14 protein-coding genes and 1 other RNA gene are annotated in these 15,555 nt (G+C 71.3%); 4 read left to right on the top strand and 11 right to left on the bottom strand.

Annotated elements, in window-relative coordinates:
• Window positions 1-357: 357 nt before the first annotated feature.
• Together ACIPJ2_RS09335 and glnA are read right to left on the bottom strand one after the other, a co-directional pair.
• Window positions 358-3,309, bottom strand: coding sequence for a bifunctional [glutamine synthetase] adenylyltransferase/[glutamine synthetase]-adenylyl-L-tyrosine phosphorylase (locus tag ACIPJ2_RS09335; RefSeq protein WP_402728581.1), 2,952 nt, complete (start codon window positions 3,307-3,309; stop codon window positions 358-360).
• A gap of 6 nt (window positions 3,310-3,315) precedes the next feature.
• Window positions 3,316-4,653, bottom strand: a complete 1,338-nt coding sequence (glnA, locus tag ACIPJ2_RS09330; RefSeq protein ID WP_402728580.1) for a type I glutamate--ammonia ligase — start codon at window positions 4,651-4,653, stop codon at window positions 3,316-3,318.
• 61 nt (window positions 4,654-4,714) lie between these two features.
• Here glnA and ACIPJ2_RS09325 point away from each other — a divergent pair, with 61 nt between their 5' ends.
• Window positions 4,715-6,457, top strand: coding sequence for an NAD+ synthase (locus ACIPJ2_RS09325; protein ID WP_402728579.1), 1,743 nt, complete (start codon window positions 4,715-4,717; stop codon window positions 6,455-6,457).
• Between the two features lie 102 nt (window positions 6,458-6,559).
• Here the strand turns inward: ACIPJ2_RS09325 and ACIPJ2_RS09320 are convergent, their stop codons facing one another.
• Window positions 6,560-6,739 (bottom strand): SPOR domain-containing protein, encoded by a 180-nt coding sequence (locus ACIPJ2_RS09320; protein ID WP_281264370.1) that lies wholly within the window; start codon window positions 6,737-6,739, stop codon window positions 6,560-6,562.
• Window positions 6,740-6,813: 74 nt separating this feature from the next.
• Here ACIPJ2_RS09320 and map point away from each other — a divergent pair, with 74 nt between their 5' ends.
• The 3 genes from map (at window position 6,814) to rnpB (ending at window position 8,966) form a co-directional block, all read left to right on the top strand.
• Window positions 6,814-7,677, top strand: a complete 864-nt coding sequence (map, locus tag ACIPJ2_RS09315) for a type I methionyl aminopeptidase (RefSeq protein WP_281264369.1) — start codon at window positions 6,814-6,816, stop codon at window positions 7,675-7,677.
• A 16-nt stretch (window positions 7,678-7,693) separates the two neighbouring features.
• Window positions 7,694-8,443, top strand: coding sequence for a polyphosphate--glucose phosphotransferase (ppgK, locus tag ACIPJ2_RS09310; RefSeq protein WP_281264368.1), 750 nt, complete (start codon window positions 7,694-7,696; stop codon window positions 8,441-8,443).
• 166 nt (window positions 8,444-8,609) lie between these two features.
• Window positions 8,610-8,966: RNase P RNA component class A (gene rnpB, locus ACIPJ2_RS09305), an RNA gene on the top strand.
• Window positions 8,967-9,033: 67 nt separating this feature from the next.
• On the opposite strand, the gene ACIPJ2_RS09300 is transcribed toward rnpB, so the two are convergent.
• The 8 genes from ACIPJ2_RS09300 to ACIPJ2_RS09265 all read right to left on the bottom strand — a co-directional run bounded on the left by ACIPJ2_RS09300 (window position 9,034) and on the right by ACIPJ2_RS09265 (window position 15,486).
• Window positions 9,034-9,768: a zinc ribbon domain-containing protein gene (locus tag ACIPJ2_RS09300; protein ID WP_281264367.1), complete on the bottom strand. Its 735-nt coding sequence runs from the start codon at window positions 9,766-9,768 to the stop codon at window positions 9,034-9,036.
• Window positions 9,769-9,770: 2 nt separating this feature from the next.
• Window positions 9,771-10,625 carry a Nif3-like dinuclear metal center hexameric protein gene (locus tag ACIPJ2_RS09295; protein ID WP_402728578.1) on the bottom strand — a complete coding sequence of 285 codons (855 nt, stop codon included), beginning with the start codon at window positions 10,623-10,625 and terminating at the stop codon, window positions 9,771-9,773.
• Between the two features lie 36 nt (window positions 10,626-10,661).
• Window positions 10,662-11,684, bottom strand: a complete 1,023-nt coding sequence (locus tag ACIPJ2_RS09290) for a hypothetical protein (RefSeq protein WP_402728577.1) — start codon at window positions 11,682-11,684, stop codon at window positions 10,662-10,664.
• A 129-nt stretch (window positions 11,685-11,813) separates the two neighbouring features.
• Complete coding sequence (locus ACIPJ2_RS09285; protein WP_402728576.1) at window positions 11,814-12,359, bottom strand: RBBP9/YdeN family alpha/beta hydrolase; 546 nt, start codon at window positions 12,357-12,359, stop codon at window positions 11,814-11,816.
• A gap of 35 nt (window positions 12,360-12,394) precedes the next feature.
• Window positions 12,395-13,354 (bottom strand): AraC family transcriptional regulator, encoded by a 960-nt coding sequence (locus ACIPJ2_RS09280; RefSeq protein WP_402728575.1) that lies wholly within the window; start codon window positions 13,352-13,354, stop codon window positions 12,395-12,397.
• Between the two features lie 90 nt (window positions 13,355-13,444).
• Window positions 13,445-13,873, bottom strand: a complete 429-nt coding sequence (locus ACIPJ2_RS09275) for an ATP-binding protein (RefSeq protein ID WP_402728574.1) — start codon at window positions 13,871-13,873, stop codon at window positions 13,445-13,447.
• Window positions 13,870-14,208 (bottom strand): STAS domain-containing protein, encoded by a 339-nt coding sequence (locus ACIPJ2_RS09270; RefSeq protein ID WP_281264361.1) that lies wholly within the window; start codon window positions 14,206-14,208, stop codon window positions 13,870-13,872. The genes ACIPJ2_RS09275 and ACIPJ2_RS09270 overlap by 4 nt, the downstream gene beginning before the upstream one ends.
• 75 nt (window positions 14,209-14,283) lie before the next feature.
• Window positions 14,284-15,486 (bottom strand): multidrug effflux MFS transporter, encoded by a 1,203-nt coding sequence (locus tag ACIPJ2_RS09265; protein ID WP_402728573.1) that lies wholly within the window; start codon window positions 15,484-15,486, stop codon window positions 14,284-14,286.
• Window positions 15,487-15,555 lie beyond the last annotated feature (69 nt).

Raw genomic sequence — 15,555 nt, 5'->3', positions numbered from 1 at the left:
GAAGTCCCCCGCCGGGCGCACTCCTCCTGTCCCCTCGGTTGCTGTCAGCACATGTGCGGACTGCTTTCACCCCGCCGGTCACCCCGACGGGGTGGACGAGCAGACGGGAGGCCCGGGTCGCGTCTCCGTGAAAGCCCAGTTCAGAGCATGGTCACCGGGCGGGTCGCGGGCCGACCCCGCGGGGCGCGCTGCGGTCTTCCACATGCTTCGTCACAGCACGGTAACGGCGCAGCATCCGTTGCTGAGAGGGGTACAGGACGTCCGATTTCGGGGGACGACCTGCGACACGAGGAATTAACCTTCGACGACATGTCACCTTCGCGACGAGAACGACATCCCGGGCGTGTCGGGTCTGGGTCAGGCGCCGTAGAACTCGCGCTCGAACACCTGTCGGGCACGTCGGGTGACGCCGAGGTAGTCCTCTTCGAGCTGCGTCGCCGACCCCGGCGGGTACTCCATCAACCGCGCGACACCCTCGAGCTGGATGCGGTCGACCGGGAGCACGTCAGTGGTCTTGCCCGACCACAGCACGAGCGCGCTGCGGGTCCTCGATGCGAACCGCCACGCTGCGGCGAGACGTTCTCCGTCCTCCGCCGCGACGAGTCCCTCGGCGACGGCTCCGTCCAGGGCGTCGAGCGTCGACGTCGTGCGGAGCGCCGGCACGGAGAGCGCGTACTGGAGCTGCAGGAGCTGGACGAACCACTCCACGTCGCTGAGCGACCCGCGACCGAGCTTCAGGTGGCGCGCCGGATCCGCACCGCGGGGCAGCCGCTCAGACTCCACGCGGGCCTTGATGCGACGGACCTCGCGGACCTCGCGCTCCTCGATGTGCTCAGGGTACCTGGTGCGGTCGGCGAGGTGCTCGAAGTCGCGGAGGAGCTGCTCGTCCCCGACGGCACCCCTGGCACGGAGGAGCGCCTGTGCCTCCCACGTGAGCGACCAGCGGGCGTAGTAGGCGCCGTAGGACTCGAGGGTGCGCACCACCGGGCCGTTCTTGCCCTCCGGACGCAGGTCGATGTCGAGGTCGAACGGGTAGATGGCGTCGTCGGTGAGGCGGTTGAGCTCGCGGACGATCACCTGTGCCGCACGGGAGGCGGTCTCGCCCGTGCCCTCGGGCGCGCGGTAGACGTAGAGGACGTCGGCGTCCGACCCGAACCCGAGTTCGCGCCCGCCGTACCGTCCCATCGCGATGATGCCGAACTCCAGGTCGTCCGGAGCGTCGCGTCGTGCCAGGTCGAGCGCGCCGGTCAGCGTCGCCTCGGTGATGTCGCTGAGTGCGGGCCCGAGCTGGTCGACGTCGAGCCTGCCGAGCGCGGCCGCCATCCCGAGCCGCAGCGTCTCGCGCCGGCGGATCGACCGGATCAGGGACGACGCCGCTGCCACGTCGTCGCCGTGCCGCGCCGTGGTCGCGCGCACCTCGGACAGCAGGGATGCGATCGGTCGCGGCTGCAGGAGCGACTCGGGTTCGTCGAGCCAGGCCACCGCCTCTGGGAAGCGCTCGAGGAGCCCGGACAGGAACGCGGACTCGGACAGGACGGTCGTCAGGCTGTGCGCGGCGCCTGACGAGTCGCGGAGCATGCGGAGGAACCAGCTGGACTCCCCCAGGGTGTCGCTCAACCGGCGGAACGCCAGGAGCGCGCGATCGGGTGCCGGGCCCTCTGCCATCCACCGGAGCAGCACCGGCAACAGGTTCCGCTGGATGGTCGCACGACGCGACGTGCCAGGCGTGAGCGCGCGGATGTGCGCCAACGCACCGTCCGGGTCGACGAAGCCGATCGCGCCGAGGCGGTCCCGCGCCTGGTCGTTGGTCAGGACGATGTCACCGTCGGACGCGGCCACGGCGGACAGCAGCGGGCGGTAGAACAGCCGCTCGTGCAGGCCGCGGACCTCGAGCTTGACGGCGCGCCAGCGGGTCTCCAGCGCGCTCGCGGACGTCGCGACGCCGCTCGAGCGCGCGAGGACCCGGAGTTCGTCCTCGTCCGCGGGCATCATGTGCGTCCGCTGCAGCCGCCGCAGCTGGATCCGGTGCTCGAGGACCCGCAGCAGGGCGTAGTCGGGACCGAAACGTGCGGCTTCCGGTCGTCCGACGTACCCGGCCGCGGTGAGGGCGTCCATGGCCTCGAGCGTCGACCGCACGCGGACGCTCTCGTCGTCGCGCCCGTGCACCAGCTGCAGGAGCTGCACGGTGAACTCGACGTCGCGCAGGCCCCCCGGACCGAGCTTGAGCTGCCGGTCGACCTCGGCGTCCGGGATGTTGTCGGTCACCCGCTCGCGCATGCGCTGCACGGACTCGACGAACCCGGGACGCTTCGACGAGTTCCACACGAACGGCGCGACCGCAGCGACGTAGCGCTCCCCGAGGTCCGGCGTCCCCGCGATCGCGCGGGCCTTCAGCAGCGCCTGGAACTCCCACTCCCTGGCCCAGCGCTCGTAGTACGCCACGTGGGAGTCGAGGGTGCGGACGAGCGCGCCGTCCTTGCCCTCTGGCCGGAGGTTGGCGTCCACCTCCCACAGCGCCGGCTCGACGGCGAGGTCGGTGATCACGTGCGTCGCGGCGATCGCGATGCGGGTGGAGATCCGGACGGCCTTGTCGGTGTCGACAGTGTCCGTCGCCTCGGTCACGAAGATGACGTCGACGTCGCTGACGTAGTTGAGCTCGCGCGCACCGGCCTTGCCCATCGCGATGACGGCGAGCGGGGTGGCGGCGACGTCGGCCTCGGAGAACGGGACCTCTCGCCTGGCGACGTCCACGGCGACGTCGAGCGCAGCGCCCGCGAGGTCGGCGAGCCCGGCGGCGACGGCCGGGAACGCGCTCGTCGGGGACGGGTGCAGGACGTCGAACAGGGCGATCTGCGCCAGGTGCCGTCGGTAGCGCACCCGGAGCCGCAGCCGGGCGTCCTCACCCGTGCCGTCGTCGACCGCCTCGGTCAGGGACGCCGTGTACTCCTGCTGCGACCACGGTGCGGTGACCGGGTCGAGCAGCAGTGCGAGCTCGGCGGGTCGGCGCTGGAAGAAGTCCCCCAGGCCGACCGAGGCCCCGAGCAGGCGGACGAACCGCTCGGTGGCGTCGTCGTCCGCCAGGACGATGCTGACCTCGTCCGGGTGGGCCTCCATGAGCCGTTCGATGCGCCGGAGCGCGCCGTCAGGGTCGGCCGTGGACTCCCAGAGCCCCGGCCGCTCGCTGACCGGCAGCCGCATGTCGGAGCCGAACCGGGCCTCCAGGTCGGCCAGACGCTCGAGCGTCTCGGAGAGCTCCGCGAAGCCCAGCCGGGCCAACTCGGAACGCGACGTCTTCGTCCTGCCGGTCATCTCCTGCTAGAGCATCCCCAGGTTGGTGTCGAGCTCGAACGGCGTGACCTGGTCGCGGTACCGCTTCCACTCCTGCCGCTTGTTGAGGAGCACGTAGTTGAACACCTGCTCGCCCAGCGTCTCGGCGACGAGCTCGGAGTCCTCCATCAGCGACAGTGCGTGGTCGAGGCTCGCCGGGAGCTGCGCGTACCCGAGGGCCTTGCGCTCCGAGTCGGTCAGGCTCCAGACGTTGTCCTCGGCCTCGGCCGGGAGCTCGTAGCCCTCCTCGATGCCCTTGAGCCCGGCGGCGAGGATGAGCGAGTACGCCAGGTACGGGTTCGCCGCCGAGTCGATGCCGCGGTACTCGACGCGCGACGACTGGCCCTTGTTCGGCTTGTACAGCGGGACGCGCACCAGGGCCGAGCGGTTGTTGTGGCCCCAGGTGACGAACGAGGGGGCCTCGTCGCCGCCCCAGAGCCGCTTGTACGAGTTCACGAACTGGTTCGTGACCGCCGTGATCTCCGGCGCGTGCTTGAGCAGGCCCGCGATGAACTGCTTCGCCGTCGGGGAGAGCTGGTACTCGCCGCCGGGCTCGTAGAACGCGTTCTGGTCGCCCTCGAACAGCGACACGTGCGTGTGCATGCCCGAGCCGGGCTGGCCGGAGATCGGCTTCGGCATGAACGTCGCGTAGACGCCCTGCTCGATCGCGACTTCCTTCACCACGGTGCGGAACGTCATGATGTTGTCCGCCATCGTCAGCGCGTCGGCGTAGCGGAGGTCGATCTCGTTCTGGCCGGGGCCCGCTTCGTGGTGGCTGAACTCCACCGAGATGCCGAGGTCCTCGAGCATGCGGACGGCGCGGCGACGGAAGTCGTGGGCGCTGCCGCCGGGGACGTTGTCGAAGTAGCCGGCCTGGTCGACGGGCTTCGGGCCGCCGTCCTTCCAGTCGCGGTCCTTCAGCAGGTAGAACTCGATCTCGGGGTGCGTGTAGAACGTGAACCCGCGCTCGCTCGCCCGCGCCAGCGTGCGCTTGAGGACGTTGCGGGGGTCGGCGACGGCTGGCTGGCCGTCCGGCGTCGCGATGTCGCAGAACATCCGCGCGGTCGGGTCGATCTCCCCGCGCCACGGCAGGATCTGGAACGTCGAGGGGTCCGGGTGTGCGAGCACGTCGGCTTCGTAGGAGCGGCTGAGGCCCTCGATCGCGGAGCCGTCGAAACCGATCCCCTCGGCGAACGCGCCCTCGACCTCTGCCGGGGCGATCGCCACCGACTTCAGGGTCCCGATGACGTCCGTGAACCAGAGTCGGATGAACTTGATGCCCCGCTCCTCGATGGTGCGGAGCACGAAGTCCGTCTGCTTGTCCATGCACGCCCTTTCCGCGTTCCACCACGGCCGTACGACGACCGTGGTCAATAGGCTAGTGGTCATGCCCCGTCTCCGCTTGGCACTCGCCCAGACGAACCCGGTGGTGGGCGCGTTCGCCCGGAACACCGCCGGGATCGTCGACGCCGTCCGCTCCGCAGCTGCACGGGGTGCCGACCTCGTCGCGGTCGGCGAGATGGCGATCTCCGGCTACCCGATCGAGGACCTCGCGTCACGTCCGTCGTTCCTGCGGGCCGCGCGTGCCGCGGTGGTCACGCTCGCCGCACGGCTCGCGGACGAGGGACTCGGTGACGTCGCCGTCGTCGTCGGGCACCCGGACGGGCCGTTCGAGCCGCGGGCCGTCGACGTCAGCACGGCCCCGACCGCGATCGCGAAGAACTGCGCGAGCGTCCTGCAGCACGGACGCGTCGTCGCCACCACCGCGAAGTACCACCTGCCGAACTACTCGGTGTTCGACGAGTACCGGGTGTTCATCCCCGGTGACGACCTGCTCGTGGCCAGGATCGCGGACGTCGACGTGGCGATCATCATCTGCGAGGACCTCTGGCGCGACGGCGGCCCGGTCGCGCGGGTGCTCGACGCCGACGCCGGGCTGCTGCTCGTCGTGAACGCGTCGCCGTGGGTCGCGGACAAGGACGAGGTCCGGCTCCCGCTCGTGACCCGTCGTGCGACCGAATCCGACACGATCGTCGCGTACGTGAACATCGTCGGCGGCCAGGACGACCTGGTCTTCGACGGCGACTCCGTCGTGGTGGACGAGCAGGGCACGATCCTCGCCAGGGCCCCGCAGTTCGAGCCGCACCTGCTCGTCGTCGACATCGACCCGGCACCCGCCACGGACCCCGTCGAGACCGACCACGTCCAGCGCATCGTCCTGGACACGCCGAACACGACGCCCGGCGAGCTCCCCGGGCGCCCGGCGCTGCCCCTGGACATCGCGGCACCACTGGACGACACCGCCGCGATCTGGGACGCGCTCGTGCTCGGCACCCGGGACTACGTGCAGAAGAACGGGTTCCGCTCGGTGGTCCTCGGGCTCTCCGGCGGCATCGACTCGGCGGTGTGCGCCGCCATCGCCGTGGACGCCATCGGCCCGTCGAACGTCTTCGGCGTCTCGATGCCGTCGCGGTGGTCGTCTGACCACTCGAGGTCGGACGCGGACGACGTCGCCGGCCGGCTCGGCCTGCAGTACCGCACGGAGCCGATCGCCGACCTCGTCGCACCCTTCGACGAGCAGCTCGCCCTCACCGGGCTCGCGGCGGAGAACATCCAGGCCCGGGTCCGTGCGCTCATCCTGATGGGGCTGTCGAACCTCGACGGGCACCTCGTGCTGACGACGGGCAACAAGACCGAGCTCGCCGTCGGGTACTCCACCATCTACGGCGACTCGGTCGGCGGGTTCGCCCCGATCAAGGACGTCGCGAAGACGATGGTGTGGGAGCTCGCCCGCTGGCGGAACGCGGTCGCCGCGTCACGTGGCGAGACCGAACCGATCCCGGAGAACTCGATCACGAAGCCGCCGTCGGCCGAGCTCCGCGACGGGCAAGAGGACCAGGACTCGCTGCCGCCGTACGAGGTCCTGGACGCGATCCTCGACCTCTACGTCACGCAGGCGCAGGGCGCGGCGGACATCGTGGCGCGTGGGTTCGACGCGGCCACCTTGGCCGAGGTCACCCGCCTGGTCGATCGGTCCGAATGGAAGCGCCGACAGGGCGCCATCGGTCCGAAGATCTCCGGCATGGCGTTCGGTCGTGACCGGCGGCTGCCGATCACGTACCGCCCCTGACCGTGCTTCCCGTCCGTCAGCGATCACGTCCGGATCGCGCCCCGCTGCGCACAACGCGCCCCGTCGTGACGGGGTGCGGTGTCTGCGCCGGGGTGCGACGCGTCACGCGTCCTCGTCGTCCCACTTCTCGTTGTTGGCCTTGATGCGCTCCAGCGCGTGTTCGGCCGCTTCGCGGGTCTCGAACGGGCCGATCCGGTCGCGCTGCGGGGACTGCGGTCCCTGCTCGACCGCGTGGGTCTTGTCGTTGAACCACCACTGGGACTCGATGCGCTCGTCGCTCATGCCGCCAAACGTACCCTCGCCGTCCGCGGCACGGGCGGCACGGGTCGTCGTCCGCCGCGGCTAGAGTGGTCCGCATGCCCCGGGACGAACACGGACACCTGACCGCCGGCCGCATCTCCCCCCAGCGGCCCGTCCCGAAGGACATCGAACGCCCCGAGTACGTCGGCAGGGTCGAGCCCCACGAGCACGGGCTCGGCGACACGTACTCCGCGTCCGAGATCGAGCTGATCCGCACCGCCGGGCGCATCGCGTCCCGGGCGATCGACGCGGTGGCCGCCGCGATCCGCCCAGGTGTCACCACCGACGAGCTCGACCGCATCGGGCACGAGTACGTCGTCGCGCACGGTGCCTACCCCTCGACGCTCGGCTACCGGGGCTACCCGAAGTCGCTGTGCTCGTCGGTCAACGAGGTCATCTGCCACGGCATCCCGGACGACACGGTCCTGCAGGACGGCGACATCGTGAACATCGACATCACCGCGTACAAGGACGGTATGCACGGCGACACGAACCGCACGTTCGTCGTCGGGCAGGCAGCGCCAGAGGTCGCGGACCTGGTCGAACGCACGCGGATCGCGATGGAACGCGGCATCAAGGCCGTCGCCCCGGGTCGGCAGGTGAACGTCATCGGCCGCGCCATCGAGTCGTACGCGAAGCGCTTCGGCTACGGCGTCGTCCGCGACTACACCGGGCACGGGGTCGGCCGGGCGTTCCACTCCGGCCTGATCATCCCCCACTACGACGCGCCCCAGTACGACACCGTCATCGAGACCGGCATGGTGTTCACCATCGAGCCGATGCTCACGCTCGGCGGCATCGAAGCGGACATCTGGGCCGACGACTGGACCGTCAGCACCCGCGACAAGTCCTGGACCGCACAGTTCGAACAGACCCTCGTCGTCACAGAACGTGGCGCCGAGCTCCTCACCGTCTCCTGAAAGGCAACCGCTCCTCATGACCTCACTCGCAGTCGGCGTCGACATCGGCGGTACGGGCATCAAGGGCGCGATCGTCGACACGACGACCGGTGAACTGACGACCGACCGGATCAAGAAGGCCACCCCGGAGGGCGGGAAGCCGCACGACATCGTGTCCGTCGTCGTCGAGATCCTCGACGAGCTCGGCCCGGACCAGGACGTCCCCGTGGGGGTGTGCTTCCCCGCCATCGTCCGCGACGGCAAGACCATGTCCGCGGCGAACGTGTCGAAGAAGTGGATCGGCTTCGAGGCCGAGGCGCTCTTCGAGAAGGAACTCGGCCGCTCCATCCACTTCGTCAACGATGCCGACGCCGCCGGGTTCGCCGAGCAGCAGTTCGGCGCCGCCAAGGGTCGGGACGGCCTCGTCATCATGACGACGCTCGGCACGGGCATCGGCACCGCGCTCATCAACGACGGCGTGCTCATCGTGAACGCGGAGCTCGGCCACCTGGAGATCGATGGGGTCGACTACGAGACGAAGGCCTCGTTCGCGGCGAAGGAGCGGGACGACCTCTCCTGGAAGCACTGGGCGAAGCGTCTGCAGAAGTACTACTCGCGGCTCGAGGCCCTGCTCTCGCCCGAGCTCTTCGTGGTCGGTGGCGGCGTGTCGAAGCAGTACGACGAGTTCCTGCCGCTCCTCGACCTGCAGGCGGACATCATCCCCGCGACGCTCCGCAACAACGCCGGCATCATCGGTGCCGCGACCCTGGCGTTCAACTCGAAGTAGCGCCCGGCGCGAGTGTGCCGTCGAGCGGTCGCAACACGCCGTTGACGCTTCGCTGAGTGGTCACGAACCGTCGTCCGGCGAGTCTGGGAGCGACAGTTCAGGACCGCTCGACGCCCGCACGCGGCGTGTCGCGACCACTCGGCACCGGTAGACTCGGCACTGCGAACGGGTCGGTGAGACGGTCGCGTCACTCCCCCGGGAGTGCCGAGGAACGTCCGGGCTCCACAGAGCAGGGCGGTGGGTAACACCCACCCGGAGCAATCCGCGAGACAGTGCCACAGAAAGCAGACCGCCGGCGGCGACGTCGGTAAGGGTGAAACGGTGGTGTAAGAGACCACCAGGGGTCCGGGTGACCGGACTCGCTCGGTAAACCTCGCCCGGAGCAAGGTCAGACAGAGGACGTCGAGGCTGCTCGCCGAGTCCTCGGGTAGACCGCTGGAGGCCGACGGCAACGTCGGTCCGAGAGAGATGGCCGTCACCGCTGCGAGGCGGGACAGAACCCGGCGTACGGCCGGCCCGTTCGCACCACGTCACGAACGGGAGGCCCGGTGCCAGCTGGCACCGGGCCTCCCGTCCGGTTCGACGTGCGTCTAGAGGCCGGACTCGGCCGTCCGGACCAGGATCGCCTCGCTGTCGGGGCAGAGCACGACGTCGTCGGGCGCGGCCGCACGGACCGCCTGCAGGTCGGCGCCGGTGAGCGTGACGCCGGACGCCGTCGACACACCGCCCTGCAGGAGCGACGCCCCGAACCCGTACCGCGCACGCTGGCGCTCGTACAGCGCGAGGAGGTCGTCCGGGACCTTCGCCGCGACGTCGGCGCGGCTCTGGGTCGCGGAGACCCGGTCGCCCTCGAGCCGCTCGATCTCGGTGTCCCGCTCCGCGACGAGGGCGGTGCGCTGCGCCTCGACGTCGGCGAGCTTCGCCTCGACGTCGCCGACCCGCGCACGGAGGACGTCGAGCGTCTCCATGATCTCCAGCTCGGACGTCTCGAGGTCCCCGATGCGGCGCTGCAACGAGTCGAGTTCGTTCTGGAGCCCGGCGGCGTCCTTGGCGCTCGACACGTTCTGCAGCATGGTCGTGTCGCGCTCGACCCGGGCCTGGGCCGTCGCGGTGTCCGACTCGAGTCGGGCGAGGTCGCGCTCGGCGTCCTCGACCTTGCCGGTCGCGGCGACGAGTTCGCTCCGGAGACCCGCCGCCGTCGTGCCGAGCTCGGTCAGCTTGGCGCCCTCCTGCAGCGAGCTGATGCGGTGCGCGATGCGGGTGATGTCGTTGTCCAGACGCTGGACGTCGAGGAGGATGGCCTGGTCCTCGGGTGCTGCCTTCATGATCAGGCTCCTTCGTTGTGGTGCTCGGTGGTGGGGGCGGAGGCGTTCGGCAGGACCGCGAAGTCCCACGGGTCGGTCCGGAGGTCGCTCACCGTCACGTGGACACCGGCGGCGCGACGGAGTTCTTCGGCGGCGACGTCGAGCCAGAGCCACTCGGTGGCCCAGTGGGACGTGTCGATGAGTGCCGGGCCGCCTGCGAGCATCGCCTGCTCGCGGAACTCGGATGCCGGGTGGTGACGGAGGTCGCTCGTGACGTACACGTCGGCGGCCTGCACGAGCGGGTTGCCCAGCAGGGAGTCCCCGGCGCCGGCGCAGAGCGCGACGGTCCGGACGGGCTGGTCGTACGCGCCGGACACGCGGACCCCCGACGCGGTGGCGGGCAGCACGTCGACGATGCGCCGTGCGAGCGCCCCGAGCGTGACGGACTCCGGCAGGACGCCGACCCGGCCGATCCCGGTGTCCGCTGCCGCACCGGACTCGAGCGGACGCAGGTCGGTGAGCCCGATCCGGTCGGCGAGCACGGCAGAGGTGCCGGAGCGCACGACGTCGGCGTTGGTGTGTGCGGCCACGAGCGCGCAACCACCGCGGACGAGCGTGGCCAGCACGGACCCCTTGTAGGTCGACTCCGCGATCGTGGTCACGCCGCGGAGCAGCAGCGGGTGGTGCGTGAGGAGCAGGTCGGCACCGACCGCGACGGCTTCACGCGCCGTGTCCGGCACGGCGTCGACGGCGAGGTGCACGTGCTCGACGACCGCGTCCGGGTCCCCGGAGACGAGGCCGACGGCGTCCCAGGACTCCGCGCCGTCGACCGGCCAGAGGGACTCGATCACGGCCTGGAGATCGCGGAGCGTCGGCATCCGGTCAGTCTACCGAGGAGCGGCAGTCCACCGGGCTCAGCGGCGGACGAGCCGGAGCACCGCGGCGACGACCCGGGACCACCAACCGGACCGCGCCGGCGCATCGGTGGTCGCCACGGGCTGCGACTCCGGTGACGGTGCGACCGCCGGGAGCTCGGCCGCGTGCTCCGCGGCGAACACGACCGGCGTGCCGGCCGTCTCCACGCGGTGCGCACGGAGGACGGCGGCGAAGGCGTCGCGGTCCACGACGGTCGGACCGGTGGCGGGCTGGACGAGCGGGGTCGGGCGGGTGTTCGCGGACACCGGCGACACGGCCGGGAGGCGCAGCACGGGTCGTGCGGGCTCGTCACGCTCCGTGGACTCGACGTCCAGGTCCTCGACCCGGTCCGCGGTGACGGGCGCCGCTGCAGGCTCGACCAGGGCCGGCGCCGCGGTCGGCGTCGTCACCACGGCGACCGAGCCCGTGGTCACGACTGCGACCGCGCCCGTGGCCGCTGCACGGCGGGCGGCGGCACGGTCACGGCGGTCGTTCTCGTCGGCGGCGTCGGCGAGCAGGTCGGCGAAGACCGAGTGCGCGTACGCACGAGCGGCGTCGACCTCGGGGTCCGCGAGGTCGGCGACGACTGCTTCCCAGGCGGACAGGCGGGCGAGGTCCTCGTCGCGACGGCGGACCTCGTCCTCGAGGATCACGATGCGCTCGATCACCGGACGGCCGCTCTGCGCGGACACCTCGACCTCGAGCTCGTCGATGCGGAGCGCGAGCCGCTCCGGGGGTTCGGGGAAGGACGGCGCGCAGACCGAGGCGTGACGCCCACGGTCGCGGGGGCGACGGAACGCCGTGTCGTCCGAGGGTGCCGACGACGGCTCCTCGGTGGCGTGGTCGCGCTCGGGTGCGGCGTCCGTGGTGGCGTCCGGTCGCTGCACCGGGCCCGTGACGGGTGGGACCACGAGGTCCGACACGTACGGTGACCGGGTCGCCGGTGCGTCACGGAGCCACTCCTCGAGCTCGCGACCGAAGGGGTCGACGAGGGGGGTGCGTGCACCGGACTGCGTTTCCATGAGGGAAGTATGAATATCGCGCGCTCGATCCCGTCGGACATCCGCGGAGTGTCGCGGCATCGCGTGCCATATCGCCCCGAACGTGAACGGCGTGTCGTCCGGGCCTGCACCGCTCGGCTGCGACCGGTCCTACAGGCCCGCGGCGAAGTCCTCGAGCAGGGTGCGCCCGGCGTCCCAGTCCCCCACGCCGCTCGCCACGTTGACGTGCCCGGAGGCGCCGATCCGCTGCACCCCCGCGCCGAGCGTCGAAGCGATCCCGAGCGCACGGTCAGCGGTGCAGTACGGGTCGTCGTCGCTCACCACGAGGACGGTGGGCGTCCGCACGCCCTGCGTCGGCACCGTGAAGCCGGCCGCGGCGGCGGGGAAGCCGGGGGCGTCCGGGTCCGGCGGCGCCACGAGGAAGGCGCCGGCGACGCGGCCGTCGTCGTGCGCCGCGAGCCACGCCGCCACCGCCAGCACGCCGAGGCTGTGCGCCACGAGCACGGGCGGTTCGTCACAGGCCGCCACCGCACGGTCGATCGCGGCCGACCAGTCGTCGGGATCCGGCTCGGACCAGGACGTCGGCGCGATCCGCACGGCGTCCGCTCCGCGGGACTCCTGCCAGTGCGACTGCCAGTGCTCGGCGTCGGAGTTCCAGATGCCGGGGACGATCACCCAGGGTCGAGGTCGGCTCACTCCTGCAGCGTACGGGGATCGTCCGCCGCGGTCGATCAGGCCTGCAGCGTGTCCCGCGGGTACTCGCCGAAGCGCGAGGCGTACGCAGCCGAGAACCGCCCGAGGTGTGCGAACCCCCACTTCACCGCCACCGACGCGACCGTCAGCTCCCCAGGCGATCCCCGGCGGAGCTCCTCCCGGATGCGGTCCAGTCGGATCCCGCGGAGCATGGCGTTCGGGGCCGTGCCGATCTGCCGCTGGAAGGCCTGCTGCAGACCGCGGACGCTCAGGCCGACGTGTTCCGCGACGTCGGTCGTGGAGATCGGCGTGTGTGCGAAGGCGTGCATGTACTCCACCGCCCCGCGGACCCTGCCGGTCGCGCCCTGCGGCAGCGGGACGTCCGGCGTGAGCAGCCGGTGCGGGAAGGTGCGGAGCAGCGTCGTCGCGGTCTCGCGGGCGGTCTCCGCCAGCACGAGCGGCGAGACCGGTGCGCTGCCGAGCACCGTCGCGGCGGCGGCCTGGACCTGCCGGTTCCACACCCGCACGTCATCGGCTTCGAGGGCGGCGGCGTGGTCGAACACGAGCGGCCCCGGCTGCGCGCCGTGGAACTCCGCCGCGACGCCCTCCAGGTAGCTGCGCTCGAACTGCACCAGGCTCTGCCGGATGTCGGCGAGGTCGAAGACGTACGGGCGTCCGGTCGGGAACATCATCGGCGTCCCCGGGACGAGTGTCACCTCGTCGCGGCCGATGTCGACCTGACCGCCGCCCTCGGCCGTCCACATCACGACGTACTCGTCACGCACCTCGACCTCGCCGGACACCCGGGCGTCGAAGCGACTCGACCGGAAGGACATCGTGTCGTCACCGACCACGCGGAACCGGTACGAGAAGTCGCGCTCCGTGTACTGCGCGACGAAATCGGTGCCCTCGTACGCGTCCTCGTACATGCGGAGCGCCGCGCCGAGGTCGTCACCAGACGTCTCGAAGCTCATCCTGGGGTCGGACTCGACTGTCATCGACCGGATCGTGACACGCGCCGGTGACCCCGACGGAATCGCCGTCGGAGCCTTGCGGGTTCCGGCTCACCCAGTGCGCGTTCTGGACAGTCAGGCGGTGCTGGAGGACCGGCCGCGGCGTACTGTCCAACGGTTGCGGTCGCCCTCGCGTTCGTACCGCAGCTCGTCGACGACCATGCCGACCAGCGCCAGACCGCGACCGCTCTCCGCGGACCCGTCCGGCAGCACGGCGGCCGCGGGGTCGACGGACGCAGGCCGACCGTCGTCGGTGAGCCGTGCCTCCAGGCCGTCACCGGTGACCGCGAGGGCCAGCGAGCACGCGACCCGGTGGCCGCCACCCGCGTGCTCGACGACGTTGGACGCGAGTTCGACGAGCGCCAGCTCGAATGCCATGCGGTCTTCGGCACCGACCGACGGCTCGGTGCCCCACACCTCCGCGAGGAAGTCGTGGACCGCGTTCACGTCGTCCGGCGGGGACGCGAACTCGAGGCGGTGCTCGCCCACTGCGGGCCCGCTCATCCCCAGTTGGACACCGCGGCGTCCCCGTCCGGGTACGTCCGCAGGATCTTGTCGATGTTCGAGAGCTTCAGCACCATCGAGACCTGGTCGGACGGCGCCGCGATCCGCAGGTCGCCGCCCGCCTGCCGCGCGGTCTTCAGGCATCCGACCAGGGCGCCGAGTCCGGACGAGTCCATGAAGTCCACGGCGGAGAGCTCGACCACCACACGGTGCCGACCGTCCCCGACCACCTTGGCGACGGTCTCCCGGAACGCGGGGGCCGAGACCATGTTGAGTCGCCCCTTGCACTCCAGGACCGCCGCGTCCGCCTGTGCCTCGTGTACGACGATCTCCATGCCGGTGGTCCTCCTCAGGTCGGTGCGCGTGCTCCACGGACCCTATCGGTTCGACTCCGCCCACCGTCGGTACGGTCAGCGAGTTCTCCGTGTCGCCACCGTCTGCACGACCACCGCCGCTGCCATCAGCACGACCATGACCGCACCCATCGCGAGCGCGGTCCCGCCGAGCACCCCCGCGAGGGGCGTGCCGAGGCCACCGAGCCCGAACGACAGTCCGCCCTGGAGCGCCGCGGCCGTCCCCGGGTGCGCGGCGCCGACGTGCTGCGTGCGGGTCATCGCGGCCGGCAGGACGAACCCCCATGCGCCCGTCACCACGGCGAGCGAACACCAGACCGGGACGGGACCGAGGCCGAGCAGCGCCGAGGCCAGCACCCCGGCCCCACCGATCGTCCCGACGACGAGCCCGAACGTGAGCAGGCCGTCCTCGGAGAAGCGCCCGACGACCCGCCGGAACACGAGGGTCGTGATGATCATCATCGTCGCGTTCGTGGCGAACACGATCGTGTACAGCCCCTCCGAGAACCCGAACTGCGTCTGGAACACGAACGAACTCGTCGCGATGTACGCGAAGAAGCCGATCGTCGAGAGGACCCCGGAGAGCAGGTAGGCGCGGAACCGCGGGATCGCCAGGAGCTCGCGCATCCGGTGCCAGCTCGCGCCGAGGCCGATGCCGCCGCGTGCCTCCGCGCGGAGGGTCTCGGGGAACCGGGCCACCACCATGGCGAAGAACACCGCGCCGAGGACCGCGAGCACGACGAACATCACGCGCCATGTCCCGACCGTCAGGACCGCTCCCCCGACGAGCGGCGCCACGACCGGCCCGATCGCGTTGATCGCCGCGAGGGTGCCGAACACCTTCGCCATGACCGCCCCGTCGGTCACGTCGGACACCATCGCCCGCCCGGCCACGGCAGCGGCGGCTCCGGCGAGGCCCTCCACGACCCGGGCGACGACCAGCGTGACGACGTCGGGCGCGAGGGCGCACCCGAGCGAGGCGACGGCGAAGAGCGCGGTGCCCCAGAGGAGCATCGGCCGGCGACCGATGCCGTCGCTGACCGGGCCGGCGAGCAACTGCCCGACCGCGAACGCGACGAGGAACGCGGTCAGGGAGAGCTGCACGGCGCTCGGCGTGGTCCCGAGGTCGCGGGCGATCGCCGGCAACGCGGGGATGTACATGTCCGTCGCGAACGGCGAGACACCGACGATGAGGGCCAGCGGGACGATCGGCGGCAGGGTCGTCGAGATGGTCCGGGTCCGCATGCGCTCCGTCGTCACCCGCGCAACGCTACCCCGGACCGAATCGATTCGACAGTGCGGACTGGCTGGTCACGAAACCCCGCTCGC

Origin of the sequence: Curtobacterium sp. NPDC090217 (assembly GCF_044746705.1) — a bacterium.
In the GTDB taxonomy this organism is placed as follows: Bacteria; Actinomycetota; Actinomycetes; order Actinomycetales; family Microbacteriaceae; genus Curtobacterium.
This window is presented reverse-complemented; position numbering and strand designations above follow the sequence as displayed.